This window comes from Novosphingobium sp. G106 (assembly GCF_019075875.1).
In the GTDB taxonomy this organism is placed as follows: Bacteria; Pseudomonadota; Alphaproteobacteria; order Sphingomonadales; family Sphingomonadaceae; genus Novosphingobium.
In genome coordinates this window covers 235221-258646 of sequence record NZ_JAHOOZ010000001.1, presented here as the reverse complement: position 1 = coordinate 258646, position 23426 = coordinate 235221, and the positions used below count along the sequence as shown (strand labels likewise).

General features: G+C 59.1%; 26 protein-coding genes. 14 read left to right on the top strand and 12 right to left on the bottom strand.

The window, feature by feature from the left end; all coding sequences use genetic code 11:
• The 4 genes from KRR38_RS01175 (at position 1) to KRR38_RS01160 (ending at position 3683) form a co-directional block, all read left to right on the top strand.
• Positions 1-894 (top strand): oxygenase MpaB family protein, encoded by an 894-nt coding sequence (locus KRR38_RS01175; RefSeq protein ID WP_217397805.1) that lies wholly within the window; start codon positions 1-3, stop codon positions 892-894.
• 76 nt (positions 895-970) lie between these two features.
• Positions 971-1615 carry a TetR/AcrR family transcriptional regulator gene (locus tag KRR38_RS01170; protein ID WP_217397803.1) on the top strand — a complete coding sequence of 215 codons (645 nt, stop codon included), beginning with the start codon at positions 971-973 and terminating at the stop codon, positions 1613-1615.
• A 402-nt stretch (positions 1616-2017) separates the two neighbouring features.
• On the top strand, positions 2018-2638 hold the full coding sequence (locus KRR38_RS01165) for a helix-turn-helix domain-containing protein (RefSeq protein ID WP_309140948.1): 621 nt from the start codon (positions 2018-2020) through the stop codon (positions 2636-2638).
• A 16-nt stretch (positions 2639-2654) separates the two neighbouring features.
• On the top strand, positions 2655-3683 hold the full coding sequence (locus KRR38_RS01160) for an AraC family transcriptional regulator ligand-binding domain-containing protein (protein WP_217397801.1): 1029 nt from the start codon (positions 2655-2657) through the stop codon (positions 3681-3683).
• A 91-nt stretch (positions 3684-3774) separates the two neighbouring features.
• Here KRR38_RS01160 and KRR38_RS01155 read toward each other — a convergent pair whose 3' ends face one another.
• The 6 genes from KRR38_RS01155 to KRR38_RS01130 all read right to left on the bottom strand — a co-directional run bounded on the left by KRR38_RS01155 (position 3775) and on the right by KRR38_RS01130 (position 10365).
• Positions 3775-4740, bottom strand: a complete 966-nt coding sequence (locus KRR38_RS01155; RefSeq protein WP_217397791.1) for a TonB-dependent receptor domain-containing protein — start codon at positions 4738-4740, stop codon at positions 3775-3777.
• Positions 4694-5179 carry a hypothetical protein gene (locus KRR38_RS01150; RefSeq protein WP_217397789.1) on the bottom strand — a complete coding sequence of 162 codons (486 nt, stop codon included), beginning with the start codon at positions 5177-5179 and terminating at the stop codon, positions 4694-4696. The genes KRR38_RS01155 and KRR38_RS01150 overlap by 47 nt, the downstream gene beginning before the upstream one ends.
• Positions 5133-5981 carry a TonB-dependent receptor plug domain-containing protein gene (locus tag KRR38_RS01145; RefSeq protein WP_217397787.1) on the bottom strand — a complete coding sequence of 283 codons (849 nt, stop codon included), beginning with the start codon at positions 5979-5981 and terminating at the stop codon, positions 5133-5135. Before KRR38_RS01145 ends, KRR38_RS01150 begins: the two co-directional genes overlap by 47 nt.
• Before the next feature lie 424 nt (positions 5982-6405).
• Positions 6406-7782, bottom strand: a complete 1377-nt coding sequence (locus tag KRR38_RS01140; protein WP_217397785.1) for an alpha/beta fold hydrolase — start codon at positions 7780-7782, stop codon at positions 6406-6408.
• 59 nt (positions 7783-7841) lie between these two features.
• Positions 7842-9647 (bottom strand): NAD(P)/FAD-dependent oxidoreductase, encoded by a 1806-nt coding sequence (locus tag KRR38_RS01135; protein WP_217397783.1) that lies wholly within the window; start codon positions 9645-9647, stop codon positions 7842-7844.
• A gap of 346 nt (positions 9648-9993) precedes the next feature.
• A complete protein-coding gene (locus tag KRR38_RS01130; RefSeq protein WP_217397781.1) occupies positions 9994-10365 on the bottom strand; it encodes a helix-turn-helix domain-containing protein in 372 nt (123 codons plus the stop codon).
• A gap of 100 nt (positions 10366-10465) precedes the next feature.
• Here KRR38_RS01130 and KRR38_RS01125 point away from each other — a divergent pair, with 100 nt between their 5' ends.
• Complete coding sequence (locus tag KRR38_RS01125) at positions 10466-11587, top strand: NADH:flavin oxidoreductase (RefSeq protein WP_217397779.1); 1122 nt, start codon at positions 10466-10468, stop codon at positions 11585-11587.
• A 187-nt stretch (positions 11588-11774) separates the two neighbouring features.
• A complete protein-coding gene (locus tag KRR38_RS01120) occupies positions 11775-12161 on the top strand; it encodes a nuclear transport factor 2 family protein (protein ID WP_217397777.1) in 387 nt (128 codons plus the stop codon).
• A gap of 153 nt (positions 12162-12314) precedes the next feature.
• On the opposite strand, the gene KRR38_RS01115 is transcribed toward KRR38_RS01120, so the two are convergent.
• A complete protein-coding gene (locus KRR38_RS01115; RefSeq protein ID WP_217397775.1) occupies positions 12315-12767 on the bottom strand; it encodes a helix-turn-helix domain-containing protein in 453 nt (150 codons plus the stop codon).
• Positions 12768-13038: 271 nt separating this feature from the next.
• On the opposite strand from KRR38_RS01115, the gene KRR38_RS01110 reads away from it, so the two are divergent.
• From KRR38_RS01110 to KRR38_RS01080, 7 genes are all read left to right on the top strand, one after another.
• A complete protein-coding gene (locus KRR38_RS01110) occupies positions 13039-14025 on the top strand; it encodes an NADPH:quinone oxidoreductase family protein (RefSeq protein WP_217397769.1) in 987 nt (328 codons plus the stop codon).
• Between the two features lie 237 nt (positions 14026-14262).
• The gene (locus KRR38_RS01105) at positions 14263-15402 is read left to right on the top strand and encodes a trans-acting enoyl reductase family protein (protein ID WP_217397767.1); all 1140 of its coding nucleotides are present in this window, start codon (positions 14263-14265) and stop codon (positions 15400-15402) included.
• 87 nt (positions 15403-15489) lie between these two features.
• Positions 15490-15891, top strand: a complete 402-nt coding sequence (locus tag KRR38_RS01100) for a tautomerase family protein (RefSeq protein ID WP_217397765.1) — start codon at positions 15490-15492, stop codon at positions 15889-15891.
• Positions 15892-16030: 139 nt separating this feature from the next.
• A complete protein-coding gene (locus KRR38_RS01095) occupies positions 16031-16819 on the top strand; it encodes an SDR family oxidoreductase (RefSeq protein WP_217397763.1) in 789 nt (262 codons plus the stop codon).
• A gap of 42 nt (positions 16820-16861) precedes the next feature.
• Positions 16862-17848, top strand: a complete 987-nt coding sequence (locus KRR38_RS01090; protein WP_217397761.1) for an MDR family oxidoreductase — start codon at positions 16862-16864, stop codon at positions 17846-17848.
• A 73-nt stretch (positions 17849-17921) separates the two neighbouring features.
• Positions 17922-18137 (top strand): hypothetical protein, encoded by a 216-nt coding sequence (locus KRR38_RS01085; protein WP_217397759.1) that lies wholly within the window; start codon positions 17922-17924, stop codon positions 18135-18137.
• Positions 18138-18340: 203 nt separating this feature from the next.
• The gene (locus KRR38_RS01080) at positions 18341-18934 is read left to right on the top strand and encodes a hypothetical protein (RefSeq protein ID WP_217397757.1); all 594 of its coding nucleotides are present in this window, start codon (positions 18341-18343) and stop codon (positions 18932-18934) included.
• Here KRR38_RS01080 and KRR38_RS01075 read toward each other — a convergent pair.
• The 3 genes from KRR38_RS01075 to KRR38_RS01065 form a co-directional block, all read right to left on the bottom strand.
• A complete protein-coding gene (locus tag KRR38_RS01075; protein ID WP_254515068.1) occupies positions 18921-19283 on the bottom strand; it encodes a zinc-binding dehydrogenase in 363 nt (120 codons plus the stop codon). The genes KRR38_RS01080 and KRR38_RS01075 overlap by 14 nt on opposite strands.
• A 16-nt stretch (positions 19284-19299) precedes the next feature.
• Positions 19300-19920: an NADP-dependent oxidoreductase gene (locus KRR38_RS01070; RefSeq protein WP_217397755.1), complete on the bottom strand. Its 621-nt coding sequence runs from the start codon at positions 19918-19920 to the stop codon at positions 19300-19302.
• Positions 19921-20081: 161 nt separating this feature from the next.
• Positions 20082-20849 carry an enoyl-CoA hydratase/isomerase family protein gene (locus KRR38_RS01065; RefSeq protein ID WP_217397753.1) on the bottom strand — a complete coding sequence of 256 codons (768 nt, stop codon included), beginning with the start codon at positions 20847-20849 and terminating at the stop codon, positions 20082-20084.
• A 181-nt stretch (positions 20850-21030) separates the two neighbouring features.
• Here KRR38_RS01065 and KRR38_RS01060 point away from each other — a divergent pair, with 181 nt between their 5' ends.
• On the top strand, positions 21031-21672 hold the full coding sequence (locus tag KRR38_RS01060) for a TetR/AcrR family transcriptional regulator (RefSeq protein ID WP_254514595.1): 642 nt from the start codon (positions 21031-21033) through the stop codon (positions 21670-21672).
• Between the two features lie 15 nt (positions 21673-21687).
• Here the strand turns inward: KRR38_RS01060 and KRR38_RS37650 are convergent, their stop codons facing one another.
• Together KRR38_RS37650 and KRR38_RS01050 are read right to left on the bottom strand one after the other, a co-directional pair.
• Positions 21688-22068: a helix-turn-helix domain-containing protein gene (locus tag KRR38_RS37650; protein ID WP_217397751.1), complete on the bottom strand. Its 381-nt coding sequence runs from the start codon at positions 22066-22068 to the stop codon at positions 21688-21690.
• 152 nt (positions 22069-22220) lie between these two features.
• Positions 22221-23108, bottom strand: a complete 888-nt coding sequence (locus KRR38_RS01050) for an alpha/beta fold hydrolase (RefSeq protein ID WP_217397749.1) — start codon at positions 23106-23108, stop codon at positions 22221-22223.
• Positions 23109-23426: the final 318 nt, after the last annotated feature.

The following is a 23426-nucleotide window of genomic DNA, read 5'->3' as shown; positions in this document are numbered from 1 at the left end:
ATGAAGCAGAAGCCGCTCTGGCTCGGCCAGCCGGATCCCCATGCGCGCTTACGGCGTATCGAGCAGCTCGATCCCGCCAAGGACTACCTCGAGATCACCAATCTCTTCTACGCCGATTTTCAGTCGGTGATGCTGCTCAAGGCCTTCAACGGTTTCATGTTCACTTTTGCCGCGCCCCGGATTTCTCGCATTTTGGGCGCTACGGGGGAGATCGACCATCGCATTGCCAAGCGCATCTTGGATACGACACTACTGTCGACTGCGGTGATGCAGCATGGGTTTGGCACGCCCAAAGGCCGCGAGGCTGCCCGGCGCGTGAACGACATGCATAGCCGATATGACATCCATGCTGATGATTTCGTCGCGGTCGGTATCGAAGAGACGATAGGATCGCTCGACCTTGCAGAAAAATTCGGGTGGCGCCCGGTTACGGAAATCGAACGCGAAGGCGTGCGCATTTTTTACAGCTACCAGGCGAGGGCGTTCGGCTCACCTCAGCCGCTACCAGGTTCGGTGCCCGAAATGCGCGCGTTTTTCGAAAGGTACCTCGACACACAATTGGGCTTCGAGCTGCAGAACCGGCGAATGGCAGACGCCTTCGTCGCCTGGTTTCGGCAATTGCTGCCCTCCCCCTTACGCCCGCTGATCGCACCATTCCTGTTTTCACACCTGGACCCCAGGATCGCAGACGCATGCGGCGTGCCAATTCCTTCCGCGCCAATCCGCGCTGTCGCCCATTCTATTATGAAGCGCATCGGCCGGCGCGACCCCGTCCCCGACGGGGCGCCCAACGAGCTTGAGAAGATGGTCCGTCAGATTTATCCAGAAGGTTACGAACTGGCCCGGGTCGGGACACATTTGGACGACGATGAAATTCGCGACGCTGCCGAGTAACCAACCGTTTTTTCGGTAACGCCCTTGCTCGGACACAGACAATCGTTCGACCTGAACGACAGGGAATGAAGCGGTGATGGCAAGTCAGGAAATCCAACCAGAAGCCAAGCGGCAGCGCAATCAGAAGGGGGAAGGATCCCGCCTTAGAGAGGAATTGATCCAGGCCGCCATGCGGGCTCTCGACAGCGCTCCAGGAAGCCAGCTCAGCCTCCGCCTGGTTGCGCGCGAGGCTGGTGTCGCGGCGCCATCGGTCTATCCGCACTTCGTCGACGTGCGTACGATGATGACCGAAATTGTGCGGGAATGCTGGCGACAGGTCGGCGAGGAGATGGGCGAGGCGGCAGCGACCTCGCCAGCAGCGGATGCGCTAACCCGGCTCAAGAGACAGTTCAGCGCGTTCGTTGATTATGCCATGGGGCGACCGTCCCGGTATCAACTGCTGTTCGCGTTGCATCCGATCGGGGCGAAGGAAGAAGACGAGATGCAGGGGCACTTGCGCCCTGCTTACCGCCAGGTGCTCCAAAGCATTGAAGCGTTCATCGCCGAGGGGGGGCGTCTGCCAAGCGATGACAAGGCATCTTCCACCCTGCTCTTGATCTCGCTCGCTCACGGCCGCATCGCTCTTGCGCATCTGGCGCCCCGCCGCCCCGGGAATTCAGCCGCCAGTGTCAAGGCGTTCGTGTTGAATGCGATTGATCGCCTCTTCGCCTCACCCCGCTGAGGATGCCGCATTGATGCAAGCTTGGTTTGAAGCTTTCAATTGCCGACAAATCTGGATGCCGATGAAATAGCAGATCCAGACGTCCATGCGCCTTCTTCACCCTTTCCACATCTGTGAAAGTGCCTGGCCGAGCAAGCAGTGCGAGAAACCAGCGCCGCCCTCCTGCGAGCTATCGAGCGCCGTCGCAATTGTCTGGCCGGTGGCGAACTGTTCGCCCTCATATGAGTCGCGAGATCAACGCCGCACCGGATCACCTACTCGCGCAGCCGCGCGACCGTGAGGGTGGGCGCCTTCAACAGCCCGCGATCGTCCACGCTGGCGTTAACGAACAACGAGCGGCCGTATTGCGGTCCTCGTTGATGAAGTCTATATTCATGACATTCGTCATGATTGATGCCGAATGTGAATTCCATCGTTCCAATGTCAATGGAGCGGGCGGAGAATTATGGAATGAGAGCTAGTCGAGAACAGATGGCGGAGCACCGAGGTCGGATTCTTGATGAGGCAAGCCGGCTTATTCGAGCGAAGGGGTTCGAAACGGTCAGCGTGGCGGAAGCGATGAAAGCCGCGGACCTCACCCATGGCGGCTTTTATGGGCATTTCAGCTCGAAGGATGACTTGATAGCCCAATCCATTGCCCATGCTCTCGCTAAGGTCGCTGGCGGCGGGGACGATATTCTTGCCTATTTGGATGCTTATTTGTCGCCGCGCCAGCGCGACAATGCGGCCCACCGGTGCCCAACGGCCGGTCTGGCCGACATCCGCCATCAGACCGTGGCGGCGCGGTTGGCCATGAGCAGCGGCTTAAAATCGCAGATCGACCGCACAAGTGCGGAGCTTCCAGGGGATCACCCAGCCGACCGGCGCCGCATCGCAATCGGAAGCTGGGCGGCGATAGTAGGGGCAGTGATCCTCATCCCTAGTAATCGACGACCCTGCGTTTTCGAACGAGGTTCTGGAACAAACACGCAAGTGGATCGGCGTGCAGATCGACCAATCATCCGCGATGACGTGAGAATGTGAGTTCGGAGGAGAGGTAATGGAGGCTATGGCGAATGCTGGCGCTCTGCGCCAGTTTGAGCGTTATGTACGGGAGAATGGCATAGCTCTCGAACCGCTGCTTGACGATGAACTCAGAGCAATCCTTGTGGCCAGCGCCACTGTCGATCGTGTACCAGCACACGCCCTAATCGACATGATGCAGATTTGCTCGGTGATCACCGGTCGTGCCGACCTTGGCGCTGCGGCGGCGACTTGGGCCAATTTCCGCGGAGCCTATGGTCCGCTCAGCCTCCTTTGGGATCACGCTCCCACTTTTAAGGACGCTATCCGGGTGAACGAGCGGTTTGTTCATACTTCAAACGCTGCCATCGCACTCCACATTGAAGATGAGGGCGAGGAGTTGGCCCTCCAGCATCTGCTGATGATACCGCTACGTTATGGAGGATCGCAGTTCATCGAGGCGTCAATAACCCTCGACCTGCGTATCGCACGCCTGGTGCTTGGCGAAAGCTGGTCTCCGGTCAGGATCGAATTTGATCACCCAGCCCCAAGCAACACGCGATGTCACCGTACTATTTTTCGCTGTCCGCTAGAGTTCGGAGCCGATCGCAATGCAATGATTATTCGTCGCAGCGATTTCACCCGTCCATCTGCTAGCGGCAATCCGCACATGTTCGCCTATCTTGAAAAACATCTGGAGAGTTTGGCGCGTGACCTTCCCATCGACCTGCAATATGAAGTTGAACAGATCGTAACTGCAAACATCACGGATGGTCGTGCAACACTCAATCAAGTCGCACATGCACTTGCCATGAGCGAACGGACGCTACAACGACAGCTATCGGCATTCGGAACCAATTTCGCGACCATCCTCGATAGAGTTCGCCAGCGCATTGTGGTCGAATATTTTCGTACCGAACGACGACCTAACATAATCCAGCTCGCGCATCGATTAGGTTATAGCGACGCAACCAGTGCCAGCCGATACCTCAAGAGACATTTCAACGCCGGCGCGAGAGTTTTGCGAAATTTGGAAGTGGAAGCACGCACTCGCATTGCTGGATGATTGCCCCAAAGACCGCCAAGTCGCGACGCACGATCTTCGTAATATTGAGCTGGACCTGGGAAGAAGACCCAAGCCAGAATCCTCATGCCTGTTAAAATCGACCGCTCAACTGAAGCGCGAATGTGCGCGCTCGCTCGGCAATACCGATGCTGCCGAACGGCATTCCCGGTGCCGGACCGGCGGATGCCAGCACCAGTTCGTTGGTGATATTTCTCCCGATCAGCCGCACTTCCCAACTATCGTCGTGCTTGGCGACCGCAAGGCTGATATTGATCGGTGTAAATGGCGCTCCGCTGGGCGTAGTAGCGGTAGGCAGGTAGTAGCGACGGCTACGATAATCCACCGAGCAATCCAGGATGACGTCGACATCCCGGTCGATTCCGGCCCGATAGTTAATCCCCGCGCTCCCAGACCATTTTGGTGCAATCGGGGCGGGTTCTGCGGTAGTCTTATTCTTGGCATCGGCATATGTGTTGTTCAACCGAATTTGAAATCCCGCAACAGGTCGCCAATAAGCTTCCAACTCCACCCCCCTGCTTCTGAGATCAGCGTTTTCTACGATGACGACGGGCCCCTTGATCAAGACCTGCTGAAAGTCGTCTACATTGGTATTGAAGGCGGAAATATTGAAGAGCCATCGGCGGCCTGCATCCTGCAACTTGAGACCGATTTCGGCGGTCCTGGCAGTCTCCCTACCATAGCCCGCATTCTGCAGAAGCATGGGCGTTAGAGCGAAACCGCCAGCCTTGGCGCCTTTGCTATAAGTGGCGAAGAGCATCGCATTGGAGCTTACATCATATTGGACGCTAGCCGAATAATCGAAGGTGCTGTCGGTGCGTTTGACGGGAAAAGGGGCGTAAGCAGGGAACGCGAAAAGTGATACGAGGCCCGGCTTCACGATCTCGCGACCCAGATTGCCATTCTTGCGTTCATCAGTCCAACGACCGCCAAGCGAGATATGCAATTGCTCGGTAAATTTGTAGTTCGCCTGGCCGAAGACGGAGAAAACGTCAGTATCCTGGGCTAAATGGACCCGGAATGCGCCTGCGAGGTTCACCCCCCGGCGCAGGCCCGAAGGGATAGTTGAGGTCATAGACAGTCTTGTTGTCGAATTTTTCGTGAAGGTAGAGAGCCCCGGCAATGAAGTCGAACGGACGATCGGTGGGTGACGCGATGCGAACTTCTTGGCTGAACTGCTGGCCCGATTCGTTCACAATACGCTGGTAATAATCTCCCGGGAGGACATCTACGTCATGAATGTCATTCTCATGATAATCGTAATACCCGGTAGCGGAGGTCAGTGTGTAATCGCCCAGCTGCAGGTTCGCCGCCAACAAGTAGCGATCAGCCCCGAGACGATCGATCGGTCTTATCTTGCCGCCGTATGCAGTTACCAGATCCAGTTTTTCATCGACAACCCCAGGATAGCCGGCAAGCGCGGCGAGAAATTCAGCCGTGCCCCCCGTTGTCGTCGATGAATTCGATCGCCAATCCATGATTCTGGCTCACCCCATGTTGCGCTATGGCAGTGATGTCCAGGCGATCGCTGGGCTGCCAGCGTAGCACCGCTCTGTACGCCGTATCCTTGCGATGCGCCCCATAGTCCTGGCTAACCCGATTATAAACCCAGCCTTGATCATCCGAGACCAAACCCGCGACACGCACGGCCAGATTCTCTGCAATCGGAATATCCACACCGCCAGCAAATTGGGTCGAACCCCGCTCGAATTCATACGAAGTACGAAAGTCGGCAGAAAATTCATTACCCGGCTTACGGCTGACCAATTTGACGGCCCCCAGGGTGCTGTTCCTGCCCAGCAACGCGGACTGGGTACCGCGAATGATTTCAATGCGCTCGACATCGAACATCGATGTAGCGAACCCTCTATTGTGAGGGATGTAAATCTCATCGGCAAACAGACCAACCGATGTGTGGAATGACGGCTCGAATGCATCGGACCCGAGACCGCGGATCGTGATCCCGACTTCGTTGCCGATACCCGGCCTGGTGATATTGATGCCGCTGGCAACGCTGGGAAGCTCCAACAGACTTGTCGAACTTGTCGCCGCAAGCGTTTCCGGGCCTACAACGCCGACGGTTGCCGGTACCCTTTGCACTGTCTCCGTTCGTTTCCGAGCGGTGACGAGGATATCGCCACTCACGGGGGCGGCATTCTCGGCTACGGGCGCGTCTTGAGCGTGTGCCTGCGAGGCTGCCCCAGCCAAACACAATGCAATCCCCATTACGAACTGCGACGCCGTGGTCTGTGCGGCAAGCGCAAGGCGATCTTTTGTCATTAACCTCTCCCCCCTAACGTTAGAAGATAGATACTACCTCATTATATGTATCATAACAATAGAAATATATTTTAATGAGCATATTCGGACGGTCTGCGGCAATGCGCGAACGAACCGCAGTGGCACCCTTGCCCGCCCCAAGACTGACCATGGCTTTCCTGAGCCATGCTTGCGCCACGGGGACCAGTCGCTTAGCCGATCTCGTCAGCCATCCGATGTGAGCGAAAATGTCACGTAGACGGGAGGTGCGGCCGCGCTTTGAGCGATGGGCCGCGGAAGGTAGGAGCAGTCGCGTCCGGATCTCTTGACAACCCACCCGCGCTCCAGGGAAAGCGTTGGACATTCTTCTAGAGGCCTGCGCCTTCCAAACGATCAGGGAAGGGTATGGGCGGCGCGAGAGCGCCTGCCCCGGCCCGAAGGTGGATCAAAGCGAACCAAGAAAGTCGAGCAACGCGGCATTGACTTCTTCGGGATGTTCTTGCTGGATCCAATGCCCGCAATTGGCGATGATGACATCGCGCTGATGCGGCACCCTCTCATGCGCGCGCGCGATCGCCTCCTGGCCCCAGATCGTGTTGATATCGCGGTCACCACCGATGAAAAGGGCCGGCACTGTCACCGGAATGTCGCCATATTGCCGCAATGTTTCCCAGTCGATCTCGCCATTCCTGTAATTCTTCATCGGGGCAGCAAGCCCGCTATATTCCAGCTCGGCAATCCCGAAATCGAGATCCTCGGTGCTCAGCCAGCTCGGTTGCTGGCCTTGCGCCTTGAGCATCGCCGCGATGTCGCCGTCGCGCGGCACACTCATCACTTCCCGGACGAAGGCCTGAAGCGCGTCTCGCGGTAGTTTCAACAGGTCGACGCCCTGAAGTTCGGGCGGAAGCGGAGGCTCCGCGGACAAGGCGTACATGGCGCTGGTCAACCAGGCTCGCACATCGCGTTCGGCCTCACGCGCCGCGATATCGCCCGGCAGACAGAAATATTCGCTGTAAAAAATCCTGTCCGGCCCGGCGATCTGCTTCTGAACTTCACTGGGGGACAGTTCGCCAAATGGGCTGCCGGGGAAAGCGGCAAAGCCGCTCCCGCTGAAGGGAACACTGAGGGCGGCGATGGCGCGGAAAATGTCGGGCCGGGTCCAGGCCGCTGTCCAGGCCACCGGCGCGCCCAGATCATGGCCGACGATCACTGCGTCGCTCGAGCCCATTGCCTCTACAACCGCGATGCAATCGGCAACCAGCTTCGTCACACGATATTCCGAAGCCTCGACGGGTTTGCCTGATCGCCCATAGCCGCGCATGTCCATCGCAACGCCGCGATACCCAGCCGCCGCCAATGCACGAAGTTGATGGCGCCAGGAATACCAGGATTCCGGGAAGCCATGGCAGAACAGGACCAGCGGACCAGATGAACCCGCAATCCTCATATGGATCCGGTGATCATTTGCATAAATCGTCCTGGATTCAAATTCGACGTCCGACATGCCTAATCCTCTCACCTTATAAATTATTGACCTTGCATCGATATCGGCGGCGCTCGGATCGCTGTCTTGTCGATCTTCCCGGCGCTCGTCTTCGAAACGGAGGCGACGCAGCACAGTGATTCCTCGAGGGCGGTGGATGACACCACTTGCCAACAGACCCACAGCCAGTTGCGTGCTACGGCGATCCAGCTGCGCGTGCGTGAAGGCCGTTCCATTGCTGATGATATGCTGATCACGGCGCTGGCCAAGTCCGCCCAAAAGTTTTCCGATCAGCAGCGGGAAGGGATAGGCTTCCGGCGTGTTATGGGTGAATTTCAACGGCATCTGCCGGAGTTCCTGATGTCTGCGGGAACTTAAGGGCCAGCTCGATCGGTATCCTAGGTGATGCTCAGACCCGCATGGTCGCCGCGGTCGCGCCAGTCTTTGAGCAGCGCGGAGAACTCTAACGGTCCGCCGCCATATGTGTTTGCGGACCAGCTTTTCTCGATGTCGCCTTCTCCGCTGAAATAGCCCGGCGTGCAGTGGGCAAGAACCGACCGCAGCGGCTGTGATTTCTCGACAATGGTCTCGCGCCAGGCGGCTTCCGCCTCGGCGGTCGCTTCGATCCGCTGCGCGCCGCGCGCGCGCGCGCGGGCAATGACCCCGGCAATATGTTCGGCCTGCTCCCCCAACATGTCGGTAAAGTTAGCCTTTATGCCGTTGTTGCCCGATCCGAGCAGGAACAGGTTCGGGAATCCATGGACATAAAAGCCATGAAATGTCCGAGGGCCGTTCGCGAAATGATCGGTCAGCAACTCGCCACCGACGCCGCGTATTGCGACACCGGAACTGCGGTTCTTTGCGGTGCCAACCTCGAACCCGGTTGCAAAAATGATGCAATCGACCGGATATTCTACGCCAGCGAAAATCATCGCCGTTTCGGTAACCTCGTCCAATCCGAGCCCGCGCGTATCGATCAGGGTCACATTGTCGCGATTGAATGTCGGCAGATAGTCATCGTTAAACGCTGGCCGCTTGCACAGCGCACCATACCAGGGCTTCAGGCCTTCGGCGACTTCCGTGCGATCCACATGCGCTTCTACCCACGCCCGCATCTGCTCGCCCTTGCGAAGATCGGCAAGCTCGGCGAGGCGCCCCGCCTCCTGCGGTGTCAGTGCTTGGTCATCGTCCGGACGCCAGCCGACGAAGAGATCATGGAATATCTCCGTCCAGCCATCCTGTACGAGATCTTTCTCGGTCTTGGCACCGGCGATTATCGCGTTGAAATTGTCCATCCGATCACGCTGCCATCCGGGGACAAGCGACCCCCACCATGCCGCATCCGTGGGCGCGTTGCCGCGCCTTCCGACGCTCGAGGGTGTGCGCTGCACGACATAAAGATGCTCTGCGTCGCGCGCTAGAAAGGGCACGCATTGAATGGCCGTCGCGCCTGTGCCCAGCACGGCCACCCGCTTGTCCGCAAGACCCGTCAGACCGCCATCCTGATCGCCACCCGTATAGCGATAATCCCATCTGCTGGTGTGGAACAGCTTGCCGTTGAAACGATCGATGCCCGCAATGCGAGGCAGCTTGGGGCGATTGAGCGGCCCGCTGGCCGTCATGACATAGCGCGCCCTGACAATGTCGCCCCGATCGGTGCGGACAGTCCATCGCGCCGCCGCTTCATCCCAGGTCATGCTCTCGACCTGCGTTTGAAACAGCGCCTTGTCGTAAAGGTCAAAATGGTTGCCCAGGCGGCGGGCATGTTCAAAGATTTCAGTTGCGTAAGCGTATTTCTCTTTCGGAGCGTAACCGACTTCTTCGAGCATCGGTAGATAGATGTAGGATTCGATGTCGCACTGCGCGCCGGGATATCGGTTCCAATACCAGACCCCGCCAAAGTCGCCTGCCTTTTCGATGATCCGAAGTTCGTCGATGCCCGCCTTCTTCAAATTTCCCGCCATCAGCAGCCCGCCGAAACCGCCACCGATGACGAGTGCTTCAACGGTTTCATCGACGGGATCGCGGATGAGTGGCGTTTCCACGCGAGCATCGTCGCGAAAATGATCCAGTTTGCCCTCGACCTCGGCATATTGGTCCAACTTCGCCGGATTAAGGCGCCGCTCGCGTTCTTCTGCGTACCTCGTGCGCAAGCCGTCCACATCGATGCCGTCGATCGAGAAACCGGTAACCCCACCGTTCATGCCGCTCTCCTGGATGCTTTTCACGCTCATTCGAGCGCACGTCATGGAGAAGGGTACTAAGTCCGCCGGGTTCGTCTAACTTGCCCAAAGACGCCAAACTGTTGGCGAGTTACGTCACCGGGCCGGAGGGGAGTTGGCGGGCGCAAGTAGCGATCTCGATCCGGAGAAGTTGTTGGTGATGCGGGCAAGAATTCGAGCACATAAACCCGCATCGTAGCGCGACGGTTCGTGGCGTACCGGATAAAGCGCGGCCCTGCAGTTCGGTTCTCAAGGTGCGCCGCCGGGTCGGCGGCATCTTCGCGTCGCAGTAGGGCGGCCCCTGGAGCCGGGATTGCAGTGTCAGTAGTCAGGCCGCAATGCGCTCGTCAAAGGATTGCCGCGCCAGTTCCACCTGCGGCAAACTCGCAAGAGTCCATTCGTAAAGCGCCTTGAACGGCTCTTGCAGCGAACGGCCCAGCGGCGTGATCTCATATTCAACGGCAACCGGGGACGCAGGGATCACCCGGCGAGTGACCAGCCCGTTGCGCTCTAGCCGGCGGAGACATTGCGTAAGCGCCTTTTGCGTGACGCCCTCCAATTGACGTTTTACGGCATTGAAACGCAAGGGCCCTGAATCCAGGACAGTCAGGACCATCATCGACCACTTATCGGCGATCTGATCAAACAGCACGCGGGCGGGACATTCGGCGGCGAAACGCGTGGCCTGGCAAGCTTCCATGAGGCGGTTTCCTTAAAGATACCTGGGCGATCCAAAGTACCTTATTGACGCCAGGTTTACAATTTATACCTCTAAGGCCGTCCCTAGCGGAGCCTTACAAATGTCCTCAGCCCCCAATGACGTTCTGTTTCGACCCTTTCGCGTGAAGTCCCTCGAACTGAAAAATCGGTTCGTCATGGCGCCGATGACGCGCTTCCATGCGCCGGCTGGCGTTCCTGGCGAGAGCAACGCCGCTTACTATCGGCGCCGCGCCGAAGGACAGGTCGGGCTTATCTTGTCCGAAGGAACAGTCGTCGGCCGACCTGCCTCGCGCAGCCATGCCGCTATCCCATTCTTCCACGGCGAGTCAGCCCTGGCCGGATGGAAGACTGTGATCGATGCGGTACATGACGCCGGCGGACGCATGGGCCCGCAGATCTGGCACACTGGCGCCGCTGAGCCGGTTGACCCTGACTGGACGCCCGAGGGCCTCGTTGAAAGCCCGTCTGGCCTGCTCGCGCCCGGCGCCACGCATGGCAAGACCATGAGCGAGGAAGATATCGCGGACACCATCGCTGCCTTCGCTGCTGCGGCCGCCGATGCGAAACGCCTCGGTTTCGACACGGTCGAGATCCACGGCGCGCATGGTTATCTGGTTGACCAGTTCTTCTGGTCCGGCACCAACGAGCGCAATGATCGCTATGGCGGTCCGGGCATCCGCGATCGTTCGCGCTTCGCAATGGAACTCGTCACCGAGATCCGCAAGGCGGTCGGTCCCGATTTCCCGATCCTTTTGCGCGTCAGCCAATGGAAACTGAAGGACTATGCCGCGCGCATCGCTGAGACACCGCAGGAATTGGAAGATTGGTTGCTTCCGTTGGTCGAGGCCGGGGTCGACATCCTTCACTGCTCGCAACGCCGCTTCTGGGACCCGGAATTCCCGGAACTTGACGGCGAGAACGGTCTCAACCTCGCTGGATGGGCGAAGAAGCTAACCGGTGCGCCGACCATCAGCGTCGGCTCTGTCGGATTGACCAACGATTTCTTCAGTTCCAATGGCGGCGAGCTTTCCGGTGCGGCAAGTCTCGACCGGCTGATCGAGCGAATGGAGCGCGAAGAGTTCGACCTGATCGCGGTCGGTCGCGCGCTTATCAGCGATTCCCACTGGGTCGAAAAGGTCAGAGGAAACCATCGCGGCGGCATGAAGGGCTTCGATCCCGCAGCGATCGGCGAACTGATCTAGGCCGGGGCATCCGTCTTTGCATGGGTAACGCGGCGAAGAGCCATCCCGAGTGCGCATCTCAATGTATCGGGGGAAGGCGATTTGAGCGGCCGATGGGACTCTTGACGTTCAGAACCGCCAGACAGGGCACCCTCCCCTATTGTCCAACCACCCTACCCCATAATCATCAACAAGAAGGACTAAAATCATGACGACATCATCATCGACGGCCGAGACCAATAAGCAACTCGTCCTCACAGCGGCGCAGGAGCTCTTCGGCAATCTGGATCTGACCGCGATCGATCGTTATTGGGGGGATACCTATATTCAGCACAACCCGCTCTACCCTGATGGGAAGGAACAGATTCGAGCACTTATTCAGGGCGCCATCGACAGCGGTGTGCCGATCAACGCGGAAGTCAAGCGTGTGGCCGCCGACGGCGATCTGGTCTGGATTCATGCGAAGAGCTTTTTCTTCGGGAAGGAGCTTGCAACAGTCGAGATATTCCGTGTCGAAAACGGCAAGATCGTGGAGCACTGGGACGTCATTCAAGAAGTGCCGGCTGAAGCAGCAAACAGCAATACAATGTTCTAGTTGCGCCAATCCGTAAAGGATTGAGAACCGGACACGCTGCAGAGATACTATGACACTGGCCGAGCCATAGAACTATGGCTCGGCTGGCATTTTCCATTGCAGGCCAACAAATAAATGGCGTGCGGCAAGGCGTTCATTCGGCGGAAGCGATGCTCAGTCTCCACGCGCGCGTGGGATAAAGTCGTGCGGGCCGAGAGTACGGCCGTCCTGCGACTTCAGCTCAAGTGGGCGTAGTTTTTTATGACTTTGGCTGTCTACCAGATCGTAGGAAAGTTGCCCGGGCTCGAAGCAGAATTCTTCTCCCCATTGCCAAAGCGCGGCGACCACCAGATAGAGCCGTTCACCTCTATCGGTCAGGACATACTCCTTATAGGAGGACCCGTCGGAGGCAGGTGCCGTGGTCAGAACGCCGCAGGCCACGAGCTTGCGCAGACGGGTGGTCAGGATGTTCTTGGCCAATCCTAGGCTTTGCTGAAACTCTCCAAAACGACGCGTCCCGGCCAAAGCGTCACGAACGATCAGCAGCGACCACCAATCGCCGATTACCCCAAGGGATCGCGCGATCGCGCATGCGCTCGTTTCCAGCGTCGTCCGTTTCCCCTTCATTGCACTCCTTCACGCCGGTGCCTGACCAGCCGTTGTCGCTTCCGACGATTAAGGCCCTTTAGTGCCAAAATCCATCCGGCGTTCGCATTCTGTACCAAATCGGCCGCCCGACAAGATTCCAGTTGCAAATTTAAACCATGCAGGGCAGTGAGTCCACCATAGTTGCAGAATTAAACCAGAATGCCGGAATCGTTCGACATTCGGGCCGTGACTGCAGCCATGCGAAGAATGCCCTTCGCATCCGCCAGCGCGGACATATGGAGCGCAAAGTATGAAACAAGTGCAATTCTCTGAAACTGGCGGCGCGGACGTTCTGAAGGTGGCGGAAGTGGCGCGGCCGGAACCAGGTCCTGGTCAGGTGCTGATCCGCGTCGAATCGGCGAGCGTAAACTTCGCCGATGTGGTGCGTCGGCGCGGCGATCCCTACCCGGTTCCAACCCAGATCCCCGCGGTTCCTGGCAGCGAGGTCGCCGGGTTCGTTGAGGCGGTGGGTGAAGGCGTCGAGGATCTGGTGGTCGGAGACGCCGTGTTCGGCATCACAGACCTGGGCGGATATTCGCAGTATCTGGTCACGGAGGCGCAGGGAACATTCAAGCTCCCAGAGGGCTTCGATCTCGACATTGCCTGCACGCTCGTCGTCGCTGGGGTGACCGCTTATCAAATGTTGGCGGAAGTCGCGCGAGTAGACGCCGGCGATACCGTGTTCATTCCTGGTGCTGCCGGCGGAGTTGGCACCTATGCAGTGCAAATCGCCCGCATCCTGGGCGCCAAACTCATTATCGCGGCTGCCGGCAGTGAGGATCGTCGCAAGCAGGCGCTGGCCAATGGCGCGGACCATGCTCTCGATTACGGCCTCGCGACCTGGCCCGATGAAGTCAAAATACTGACGGATGGGAAAGGCGCCGATGTCATTCTGGATATGATCGGCGGGAGCTTTTTTGACCAGAGCCTGGATGCTCTTGCTCCCTTCGGCCGTCTCGTCGTCTATGGTAATGCTTCGGGTGAACTTGCCAATCTTGCGCCCGTGCGACTACTCGGGTTGGGGCAAAGCGTGGCGGGCTATTATGTCGGGCAATGGTTTGCCGCGCGGCCTGTGGAATCGAAGAGGGCATTCGATACTTTGGTAAGCCTCGTCCAAGCGGGACACCTCAAGGTAGAGATTTCTGAAAAATTCCCGCTGGAGCGCGCCGCCGACGCGCATCGTCTCATCGAGCAGCGTCATGCCATCGGCAAGACGATCCTCAAGCCATGGGCATAGAGAAGGCCCGTTTGAGAAGCGTTTCCCCAGGGTCGTTCACTTCCCTGGGGGCCGGATGGCTGGTGCGGGGAGTGCTGATCATTAGCCTGGACGCGCCATCCCTCCGGCGATTGATGGTGGCCTTTGGGACGATCTATTCGATGCCAGCCACATCTGACCTGGCCTCAAAAGGGCCCATTCAACAATCTGGTCGCGCGCCCGGCGCGCGCGACGAATTCACAAACCAAGGAGCCCGCGATGAACCTGGCGGCGAAGTTCGACATCATCCTCTATGGGGCAAGTGGCTACACAGGCCGGCTCGTCGCCGAGCATTTGGTAAAGCGCTATGGCGTGGACGGTGAGCTGACCTGGGCCATGGCCGGTCGCAGCGAAGCCAGGCTGGCAGAGGTGCGCGAGCAGATCGGCGCCCCCAAGGACACGCCATTGGTGGTGGCCAACGCAAGCGACCCGGTCCAGCTCGCCGCGATGATCGGGAGCGCCAGGGCGATCATCACCACCGTTGGCCCCTATCAGTTGTACGGTTCGAATTTGGTGGCCGCCTGCGCGGCAGCGGGGGTCGACTATCTGGACCTGTGCGGAGAGCCCGCCTGGATACGCCAGATGATCGATGCGCACGAGGCGACAGCAAAAGCGGCCGGCGCACGAATCCTATTCTCATGCGGGTTCGATTCGATGGCGTTCGAATTGGGAGTCTATCACGCCCAGGAAACGGCAAAAGCCAAGCTGGGCGCTACCGTGCCGCGCGTAAAGGCCCGGCTGCGGGGCATGCAGGGCGGTCCCTCGGGCGGCTCGGTCGCGAGCGTGATGGCGACGATGGCCGCAGTCCAGAATGATGCTGTGCAGCGCGCGGTGATGATGAGCCCGTTTGGCCTCACGCCCGGCTTTGAGGGGCCAGATCAACCGCTTGGCGACCAGGTCGGAGAGGATCCCGATGTGGGGCCTGTCGGACCGTTCATCATGGCGCCGGTCGACACCAAGAATGTCCATCGCTCGAACATGCTGATGGGTCATCCCTATGGCAGAGACTTCGTCTACGACGAGATGGTGATTGGCGGCGGCGAAATACCGAGCGTCGAGGATATGGGCGAACTGCCCAAGCCTGGCGAGGGGCCGACCGAAGAGGAGCGCGAAGCCGGCTTCTACCACATCGTGTTCATCGCAATCGCCGCGGACGGGCGTCAGGTGCGCACGTCGGTAAAAGGCGACGTCGACCCGGGCTATGGCGCGTCATCGAAGATGTTGGCCGAAACGGCGATCGCCTTGGCCGGCGCACCCGATGTGCCCGGTGGCATCTGGACCCCTGGCGCTGCGCTCCAGGGCCGTCTGGTCGAGCGGCTGCAAATGCACGCAGGGGTGAGCTTCAGCACCGAGGAATAGCGGTTCAAGCCAGCGTAGCAGACAGGTTTGTTGCTCGAAGGATCATTCTTGCGGTCACCCTGAACCACATAAAAGGAGGAAAAGACCATGCCACTCGTTCGCGTCACTATGATCAAGGGCAAGTCCCCTGAGTATATCAAGCAGCTGTCACAGAGCATCTACGAGAGCCTTGTCGAGGCATATCTCATGCCCGAAAATGACATGTTCCAGATCATCGAACAGCTGGAACCTGAGGCGCTCATCTACGACCGGCGGTTCGGGATCGAGGGCGAGCGAAGCGACGATTTCGTCCTCATCAACATCGAGTCCGACGCACGGCGGCGCGACGAGAAGCAGGCGTTCGTGGCCCGCCTCGTTGAAAAGCTCGCCACATCGCCAGGCCTGGCGCCGAACGACGTTTTCGTCCGCCTCTCAGCGAACACGGTAATGGAAGACTGGTCGTTCGGCAGCGGCAAGGTCGCCTCCGACATCGAATATCCGGCGGCATGAGGAACGTCGGCATGGTTCAAAATTCGATGGCCGCTACCGACGCCAGGCTGATTTTCTCGGCCGTGTTGACATTTTGATGATGGACATCAAAGATGATGTCCATCATGAATAATCGCTAGAGCGAAGAAAGAGCAATACCATGACCGCTACCCCCGCAGTCCTCATCACCGGAGCGTCGACTGGAATCGGCGCCGCCTATGCGGATCGCTTCGCCCGCCGCGGGCATGACCTCGTGCTAGTCGCGCGCAACGGGACGCGGCTGGAAGACGTCGCGGCACGGCTCCGCGAAGAAACGGGTGTAAAGATCGACATCCTGCAGGCCGATCTTACCAATCTTGAGGAGATTGCCGCGGTCGAAACGCGACTGCGGGACGATCGCCGGATCGGCGTGCTCATCAACAATGCCGGAGGCAGCCTCAGTGGAAGCTTCGTTGAGCAGAAGACCGGGGATGTCGCCCAACTTGTAGCGCTGAACACGGCGGCTGTCGCGCGCCTCGCCAGCGCCGTGGCGCCAAGGCTTGCCGAAGCCGGGGAAGGCGCTATCGTCAATATTTCATCGGTGGTTGGGCTCGCGCCGGAATTCGGTATGGCGGTGTACGGCGCGACCAAAGCCTTCGTCACGTTCCTGTCCCAGGGGCTTAGTCTCGAGCTTGGCCCCAGGGGCGTCTATGTCCAGGCCGTGCTTCCCGGCGCGACGCGCACGGAAATCTGGGATCATACCGGCGTCGACGTCGACACGCTTCCTGCGGTCATGGAAGTCGCCGACCTCGTCGACGCGGCGCTGATCGGCTTCGATCGCCGTGAACCGGTCACCATCCCGCCGCTTTATGACGCCGGGCAATGGGACGCCTACCAAGGGCTGCGGCAGGCAATGCTTCCAGGGTTCGCCCAAGCCCTTCCCGCCGAGCGCTACCGGTCGGCCGATTAAGCCTCTCGCTGCAATCGGCGGCTTCCCTCACAGGATGAACCCATGACATTCAAGGCGCTTCTGGCCAGCAAAGCCGGCGGTAGAATCTCGTCGGATCTGGTCGAATTGGACGAAAAGGTCCTCATGCCGGGCGATGTCACGATCGCGGTCGACTACTCGACGGTGAACTTCAAGGATGGACTGGCTCTTTCGGGTCGCGCAGATATCATCCAGACGTTTCCACTGATCGCCGGTATCGATCTTTCCGGCATTGTCGAAGCGTCCTCCTATCCAGGCATTGACGTCGGTGACAAGGTCGTCGCTAACGGTTGGGGTCTTAGCCAGACACATCACGGCGGCTACGCCCAGAAAGCGCGGCTGAGCGGCGACTGGCTCGTCAAGATCCCGCAGCCTTTTTCGACGAAGGATGCCATGGCGCTTGGTACGGCAGGCTACACGGCCATGCTGTGCGTGCTTGCACTCGAACATGGCGGGATAACGCCGGATCGAGGCGACATCCTCGTGACGGGTGCCAGTGGCGGCGTCGGATCGATTGCGATCGCGCTGTTGTCCGGGCTTGGCTACCGTGTCGTAGCCTCAACGGGGCGTCTTGAAGAGACCGAATATCTCCGCGATCTTGGCGCAGCCGAAATCATCGACCGCCGCACACTATCTGAACCGGGTGCGCCTATCACGGCGGAACGCTGGGCCGGCGTTGTGGACTCCGTCGGCAGCCATACACTGGCAAATGCGCTCGCGCAGACCCAATATCGCGGTGTGGTTACGGCTTGTGGCCTCGCCCAGGGCCTTGATCTTGCAACAACGGTGCTGCCTTTCATCCTGCGCAACATCACCCTTGCCGGCATCGATTCAGTCAACGCACCGCAGGCCGTTCGCGTTGAAGCCTGGACGCGTCTGGCACGCGATCTCAATCTCAAAAAGCTCGCCCGGGCGATGAAGGTCATCGGGCTCGCAGAGGTGCCAGATATCGCAGCCGCCATCCTTGAAGGAAAGGTCCAGGGCCGCACGGTGGTCGACGTCAACGCATGATCAGTCGCCTCGAGCTTTGAGCGCCGCCATCGATGGAAAGCACTCAACCATTGTCAACCAGGGAGGAGAGAAGATGCTCAGGACGATTAGAACATTGACTGCCAAGCTGATCGACAAGTCGCGAACCTTCCTCGAGGCTCTTGCGGGCCTCGACGATCCCCGTGGCGACTATCTGCTCAGCCTCGAGGCGCGCATTCGTCATATCGAAGCCCAGCATCGTGACCCCATTGCTGCAAGCGACGCACAATCCACGACGCCGCATCAGGACATAGCGGGCGCCAGAACATGAAATTCACGCTGTTGACCGGCCTACCCGTGTCGCAGCTCGCCCCGAGACGCCGTTCATTCGCTCTACGATTGGTCTGCGGATTGAATATCGGGAGGTAGGATATGACCGTAGGAAAGCATTTATGCGGCATCGCTTGAACCGACAGGCAACCAAACTCTCCACGCGTTCTGGCGTCCGCTCAAGGAGCGTCGCGAGCTCGTCTGATGCGCCTTCCGATTGAAAACGACCTTCAGGTGAAGATGAGCGAGGCATTGGCGGGGATTCACGCCCAGCTCCGCTTCGCCCTGACGCTCGCGCACGACAAGGCGGCGCGTCTGGCTGCGCTCGATGGCGAGCCAGCATTGGCGTTCAAGCTGGCCCACTCCGATGGATGGCTGCTTATCGATGCACCATCCTCCACGGTTGCGCGGACGAACGGTCCGCGTCATCCCGAAAGGCCATATACCGCACTCTCCCAATCACAGGCCGTCACAAATAAAGTCCAACGGAGTGCATCATGGTCAAAGGCAGACACGCTCGCCGAACGCGCCATGCAGGGCATTCTGGCAAATGATCGCGCCGCGTTCCAGAATCTGCTCGCGCTGGCGCCACTGGTCGAGACGCAGGTTTATTCGTTCGCCGCGCGGCTGATCGAGATCCTCGATGCGCTGCGGCCGCGCGCTCAGACCGCGATCGCAACGGATGGCCATAGCGGCGCGCTCGGCCCGTATTATTGGAGGTTCGCTGGTATGCTCGGACGCGCCACCTTGTTGAGCGGCGGTATCATGTCTTGGGGCACGCCCTTCATTTCAGCGTGACGACGATTTTGCCCTTTGCGCGTCCCGTTTCGACATAGGCCAGCGCTTCGTTGGTCGCTTCGAACGGGAAGGTTCGATCCACCACCGGGCGAATGATCCCGGCATCGATCAACGAGGCAAGCTCGCTCAACTGCTCGCCGTTCGCGCGCATGAACACGAAGGAATAGCCGACCCGCTTGCCCCGGGCCTTGCGCCGGATGCTCGCGCTCAACAGCCGCAGGACTTGCCGCAGGACCCAGTTCAGTCCCTGTTGTCTTGCGAAATCGGGGTCGGGAGGGCCCGAGATAGAGATTAGCTTGCCGCCGGGCTTCAGCACCCCCAGCGATTTCTCGAGCGTTTTGCCGTCCAGGCTGTTGAGGACGACGTCATAGCCCGAGAGGATTTTTTTCGAAATCCTGCTTCTTGTAGTCGATGAGGATATCGGCCCCGAGGCTTTTGACCAGCGCTGCGTTCGTCGTGCTTGCGGTCGTTGCGACCGTGGCGCCCAGATGCTTTGCCAACTGTATCGCGAAGATGCCCACGCCACCGGAGCCGGCATGGATCAGCACCTTCTGCCCCCGCTTCAAGTTCGCTCGTTCGACCAGCACCTGCCAGGCGGTCAGACCGGCCAGGGGAACGGAGGCCGCCTCCTTCATGCTCAAGCTCCTGGGCTTGAGTGCCACATCGGCTTCGTCGATGGCGATGAACTGCGCGAATGTCCCGATCCGGCCATCCCGCGGCCGGGCGTAGACCTCGTCACCCAGTTTGAGGCGTCGGACGCCAGTGCCGACCTGAACCACGGTTCCGGCCACGTCATGCCCTAGGACCAAGGGCGGGCGATACGGCAGGATCGGCTTGAATTCCCCATCGCGGATTTTGACATCGAGAGGATTCAGCCCAGCGGCATGGACCTCAACCAGCACATCGCCTGAACCCAAAACGGGTTCCGGCAAATCACCAAAGCGCAGTGATTTGTTCTTATATCGATCAAGGATGAACGCTTTCATGATGGCCTGTTCGCACTCCATGACACAATTTTATTATTCATGACATTTATCATGATTAGCGCCAATATGATGTGCATCATCTAAATGTCAACCGGGCAACGGAGACACTCGGCACCCGCTCAAGCCGGGCCGAGTGCACGAAGCGGATCGCCTGCGGATCGTCATTTCTCGAGCGAGCGAGGCTCGTCAGCGTAAATGGGCGGACGCTTGGCCTTAAATGCGTTCAACCCTTCCGCGAATGCCTCAGATGCGAAGAAGCCGTCGAAGATTTCGTCGGACGCAAGTTCGCTGCCCTGCATGGTGGCCCGGATTAGCCGCTTCATGGTAGCTACGCTTTGCGGCGCATTGTTGGCGATCGCCATTGCGATCCGCTCTGCCTCAACGGCCTCGCCAAGCAATTGCACGAGACCTGCGCGATGCGCATCGGCTGCAGAAATCGTGTCGGCGACCAGCAGCAACCGGCTAGCCTGTCCCGATCCGACGGCCCCAATCAGACGCGCGATATCCTCAGCCGGATAGGAGATGCCCAACTTCGCCGGAGTAACGCCGAACCGAGCCCGCTCGCCCGCCACGCGAATATCGCAGGCCAGAGCAAGAGCAACGCCTGCGCCGAAACAATCGCCCTGGATGTTCGCCACGGTAGGAATGGCCGCAGCAGCTAAAGCTTCGATCGCCTCGCGCATGGCCAAGCGAAATTCCACGACCAGTTCTGGCTGCCCCACCAGAGCTTCCATCGCCTTGAGGTCAGAGCCGGCACAAAATGTGGCGTCGAGGTTAGACGCCAGCACAATGACCCGCGCAGATGTCGAGGCGATACGCTCGATGGCTGTTTTCAACGCAACCCAGTCCTCGATTGCCAACGCGTTTCGCGTTGCGGGCCGCGCGAGCTTGATAAAGGCTATGCGATCGTTCAGTTCGGTTATTATCAAAAGCCGGCTCCTTATTGTTCTTTCCTGCAAGCGTCTGCCACTGCCGCTCTGCATTGAGGCTGATGCGCAAAATCGCATCGCCCATGCCAAGGGTTAGGCGCCCTTCAGAACGTTGAGCAAACTATGTCTGCGGCGGGCATTGTGATCATATATTGCGCTCCTTGTCCGCGAACCTATATTTATGACCGATATCATGATTGATGGCAGATATGAATCGCGTCATGCCAATGTCAACGGACCGAGCGGAGAATTTGGAATGAGAGTCAGTCGAGAACGGATGGCGGAGAATCGAGGGCGGATTCTTGATGAGGCCAGCCGGCTTTTTCGGTCGAAAGGCTTCGACGCGGTCAGCGTCGTGGAGGTTATGAAAGCCGCAGGCCTCACCCATGGCGGCTTCTATGGTCACTTCAGTTCGAAAGACGATTTGATAGCTCAGACCCTGGCGCATGTTCTCGCCAGGGAGCCAGGCGGAGCGGGAGACATTCGTGCATATCTTGACGCCTATCTTTCGCCGCACCACCGCGACAATGCTGGCGAAGGCTGCCCAACCGCCGGTCTGGCCGCGGACATTCGGCATCAGAGCGAGGCGGTACGCTTGGCCATGACAGATGGCCTGCGATCGCAGATCGATCGCGTCAGCGCGGCGGTACCCGGAGCAAGCGCACAAGACCGGCGCCGGGCGGCAATCGGGACGTGGGCAGCGATGGTAGGAGCAGTGATCCTCGCTAGGGCAGTCGACGATCCGGCTTTGTCGGATGAAGTCCTGGAACAGACGCGCGCGTGGATTGATGGAGGGATCAACCCGGCACCCGCCTTGTCCTGAGGAAATCCCCCTAGTCTACACTCTCACGTCCGGGCGAAAGCTCCGCTCCCCGACCGAGCCCGGGACGTCCTGGGCTGTGTGCACACCAAGCCGGCCGTCCCACCCTTCCCACTCCCGAAGAGCAGCGATCACGGGTAACAATTGACGGCCCTGCTTAGTGATTTTGTAGTTGAAACAGCGCAAGTCTCGTTCGCATTGCCTGCGATCGATCAGACCAAGCTCCCTTAGGTCAGCGAGCCTTCGGGCCAATATGTTCGGCGCAATTGGCAACGCCGCAAGCAGATCCTTAAAGCGAACCAGGCCAGCGTCAATCTCATCGATAATGTGAAACGACCAATAGTCACAAGCGATCGACGCTGTTCTCGATCTCGTGATCGCCTGCCTGGTCCCTTGCAATTGCCGATATCCTTACGCTTCTTCGATGATCAGGCTCCAAGGATGCGCATCTTCACCGGAATCGACACAGGCGATCCACGACCGTGGTTTTGCTGCAGCTTCTTGCTCCCTGCAGCCTTCGCCCAAAGATCGCCAAGTATCACGAACAAACATCATTCGTCGGCCGAGAAGAACGCGACGAGCGCCTCGGCAGTTTCAGCGGGAGCTTCTTCCGGCAGGAAATGTCCCACTGGAAACCCCTGGCCCGTTACGGTGGATGCCTTGGCACTCCACGATGCAAGAACATCGAACAGCCGGCCCACCAGCCCTTTCGTCCCCCAAAGGGCCAGCAGGGGCACCATGATCCGACGATCCTTATCGACCGCGTCATGAATCAGATCGATACTCGCGGCGGCGCGATAGTCCTCGCAGGTAGCGGCGACGCAGGCAGGCTCGCGAAACGCGCGGCAATATTCCTCCAGAGCGTCGCTGGCAAAAACATCCATGCCGCTTTTGCTCCATGCCGCGAGTTTGCTCTTGAGGTAAAAGTCGGGATCGGCGCCGATAAGCGTCTCTGGCAGAGGGGCCGGCTGGATCAGGAAAAACCAGTGATAATAGCCTGTCGCAAAGTCGCGGTCGGTGCTTTCATACATCGTTGCAGTCGGTGCGATGTCCAGTACCGCGAGCCGCTTCACACTGTCCTGGTGATCGAGCGCGCGGCGATGGGCGACCCTGCCTCCCCGGTCATGACCAGCCACAAAAAAGCGCTGATGGCCGAGATGGCGCATCAGTTCGACCTGATCCGCCGCCATGACGCGCTTGGAATAGGTGCCGTGGTCGGCACTGGACTCGGGTTTATCGGACGCCCCATATCCTCGAAGATCGGGCACGATCACGCTAAATCCCGCCGCGACAAGCCTTGGGGCAACGGCATGCCAGCAGGCCGAGGTCTGGGGATAGCCGTGCAATAACAGCACTGGCGACCCAATACCCCCGATCCGGGTTTGGATCGAAACGCCATTAGACTGCGCTATGCGTTCGGTCCTGAAGCCCTCAAACATAGCCTGTCTCCCGGCTCCTATGAAAATCGCCCATATAATGCGGCCGTCGCCACAACGTCGGCACGCACCAAGATGATGGCTTCAGTTCGCGACTTACCCGCGGCGCGAGATCGATGGCGCCCACGGCTCCGGTCTGCTCGTAAACGTCACAGATGGAGTAAAATACCAACGGCCACCTATCGGAAGAAAATAAAAGCGCCTCGATAAAACGCGAACCCAATCCAACGCTTCTATGAGGAACTCTCATCGATTTCCTTTGTCCGGCGCTGACTATAAGGCTTCGAAAAACAAACCTTCGCCGTGAAGGGAATTCCCAGT

What these genes read in the sequence shown, in the direction of transcription:
- KRR38_RS01080 (WP_217397757.1), top strand. Translation starts at nt 18,341, where the DNA reads ATGCGCCTTCCGATTGAAAACGACCTTCAGGTGAAGATGAGCGAGGCA.
- KRR38_RS01135 (WP_217397783.1), bottom strand. Translation starts at nt 9,647, where the DNA reads ATGAACGGTGGGGTTACCGGTTTCTCGATCGACGGCATCGATGTGGAC.
- KRR38_RS01145 (WP_217397787.1), bottom strand. Translation starts at nt 5,981, where the DNA reads ATGACAAAAGATCGCCTTGCGCTTGCCGCACAGACCACGGCGTCGCAG.
- KRR38_RS01175 (WP_217397805.1), top strand. Translation starts at nt 1, where the DNA reads ATGAAGCAGAAGCCGCTCTGGCTCGGCCAGCCGGATCCCCATGCGCGC.
- KRR38_RS01060 (WP_254514595.1), top strand. Translation starts at nt 21,031, where the DNA reads ATGACCGATATCATGATTGATGGCAGATATGAATCGCGTCATGCCAAT.
- KRR38_RS01150 (WP_217397789.1), bottom strand. Translation starts at nt 5,179, where the DNA reads ATGGATTGGCGATCGAATTCATCGACGACAACGGGGGGCACGGCTGAA.
- KRR38_RS01090 (WP_217397761.1), top strand. Translation starts at nt 16,862, where the DNA reads ATGACATTCAAGGCGCTTCTGGCCAGCAAAGCCGGCGGTAGAATCTCG.
- KRR38_RS01115 (WP_217397775.1), bottom strand. Translation starts at nt 12,767, where the DNA reads ATGAAGGGGAAACGGACGACGCTGGAAACGAGCGCATGCGCGATCGCG.
- KRR38_RS01085 (WP_217397759.1), top strand. Translation starts at nt 17,922, where the DNA reads ATGCTCAGGACGATTAGAACATTGACTGCCAAGCTGATCGACAAGTCG.
- KRR38_RS01100 (WP_217397765.1), top strand. Translation starts at nt 15,490, where the DNA reads ATGCCACTCGTTCGCGTCACTATGATCAAGGGCAAGTCCCCTGAGTAT.
- KRR38_RS01105 (WP_217397767.1), top strand. Translation starts at nt 14,263, where the DNA reads ATGAACCTGGCGGCGAAGTTCGACATCATCCTCTATGGGGCAAGTGGC.
- KRR38_RS01130 (WP_217397781.1), bottom strand. Translation starts at nt 10,365, where the DNA reads ATGGAAGCTTGCCAGGCCACGCGTTTCGCCGCCGAATGTCCCGCCCGC.
- KRR38_RS01070 (WP_217397755.1), bottom strand. Translation starts at nt 19,920, where the DNA reads ATGAAAGCGTTCATCCTTGATCGATATAAGAACAAATCACTGCGCTTT.
- KRR38_RS01170 (WP_217397803.1), top strand. Translation starts at nt 971, where the DNA reads ATGGCAAGTCAGGAAATCCAACCAGAAGCCAAGCGGCAGCGCAATCAG.
- KRR38_RS01110 (WP_217397769.1), top strand. Translation starts at nt 13,039, where the DNA reads ATGAAACAAGTGCAATTCTCTGAAACTGGCGGCGCGGACGTTCTGAAG.
- KRR38_RS01120 (WP_217397777.1), top strand. Translation starts at nt 11,775, where the DNA reads ATGACGACATCATCATCGACGGCCGAGACCAATAAGCAACTCGTCCTC.
- KRR38_RS01095 (WP_217397763.1), top strand. Translation starts at nt 16,031, where the DNA reads ATGACCGCTACCCCCGCAGTCCTCATCACCGGAGCGTCGACTGGAATC.
- KRR38_RS01125 (WP_217397779.1), top strand. Translation starts at nt 10,466, where the DNA reads ATGTCCTCAGCCCCCAATGACGTTCTGTTTCGACCCTTTCGCGTGAAG.
- KRR38_RS01160 (WP_217397801.1), top strand. Translation starts at nt 2,655, where the DNA reads ATGGAGGCTATGGCGAATGCTGGCGCTCTGCGCCAGTTTGAGCGTTAT.
- KRR38_RS01050 (WP_217397749.1), bottom strand. Translation starts at nt 23,108, where the DNA reads ATGTTTGAGGGCTTCAGGACCGAACGCATAGCGCAGTCTAATGGCGTT.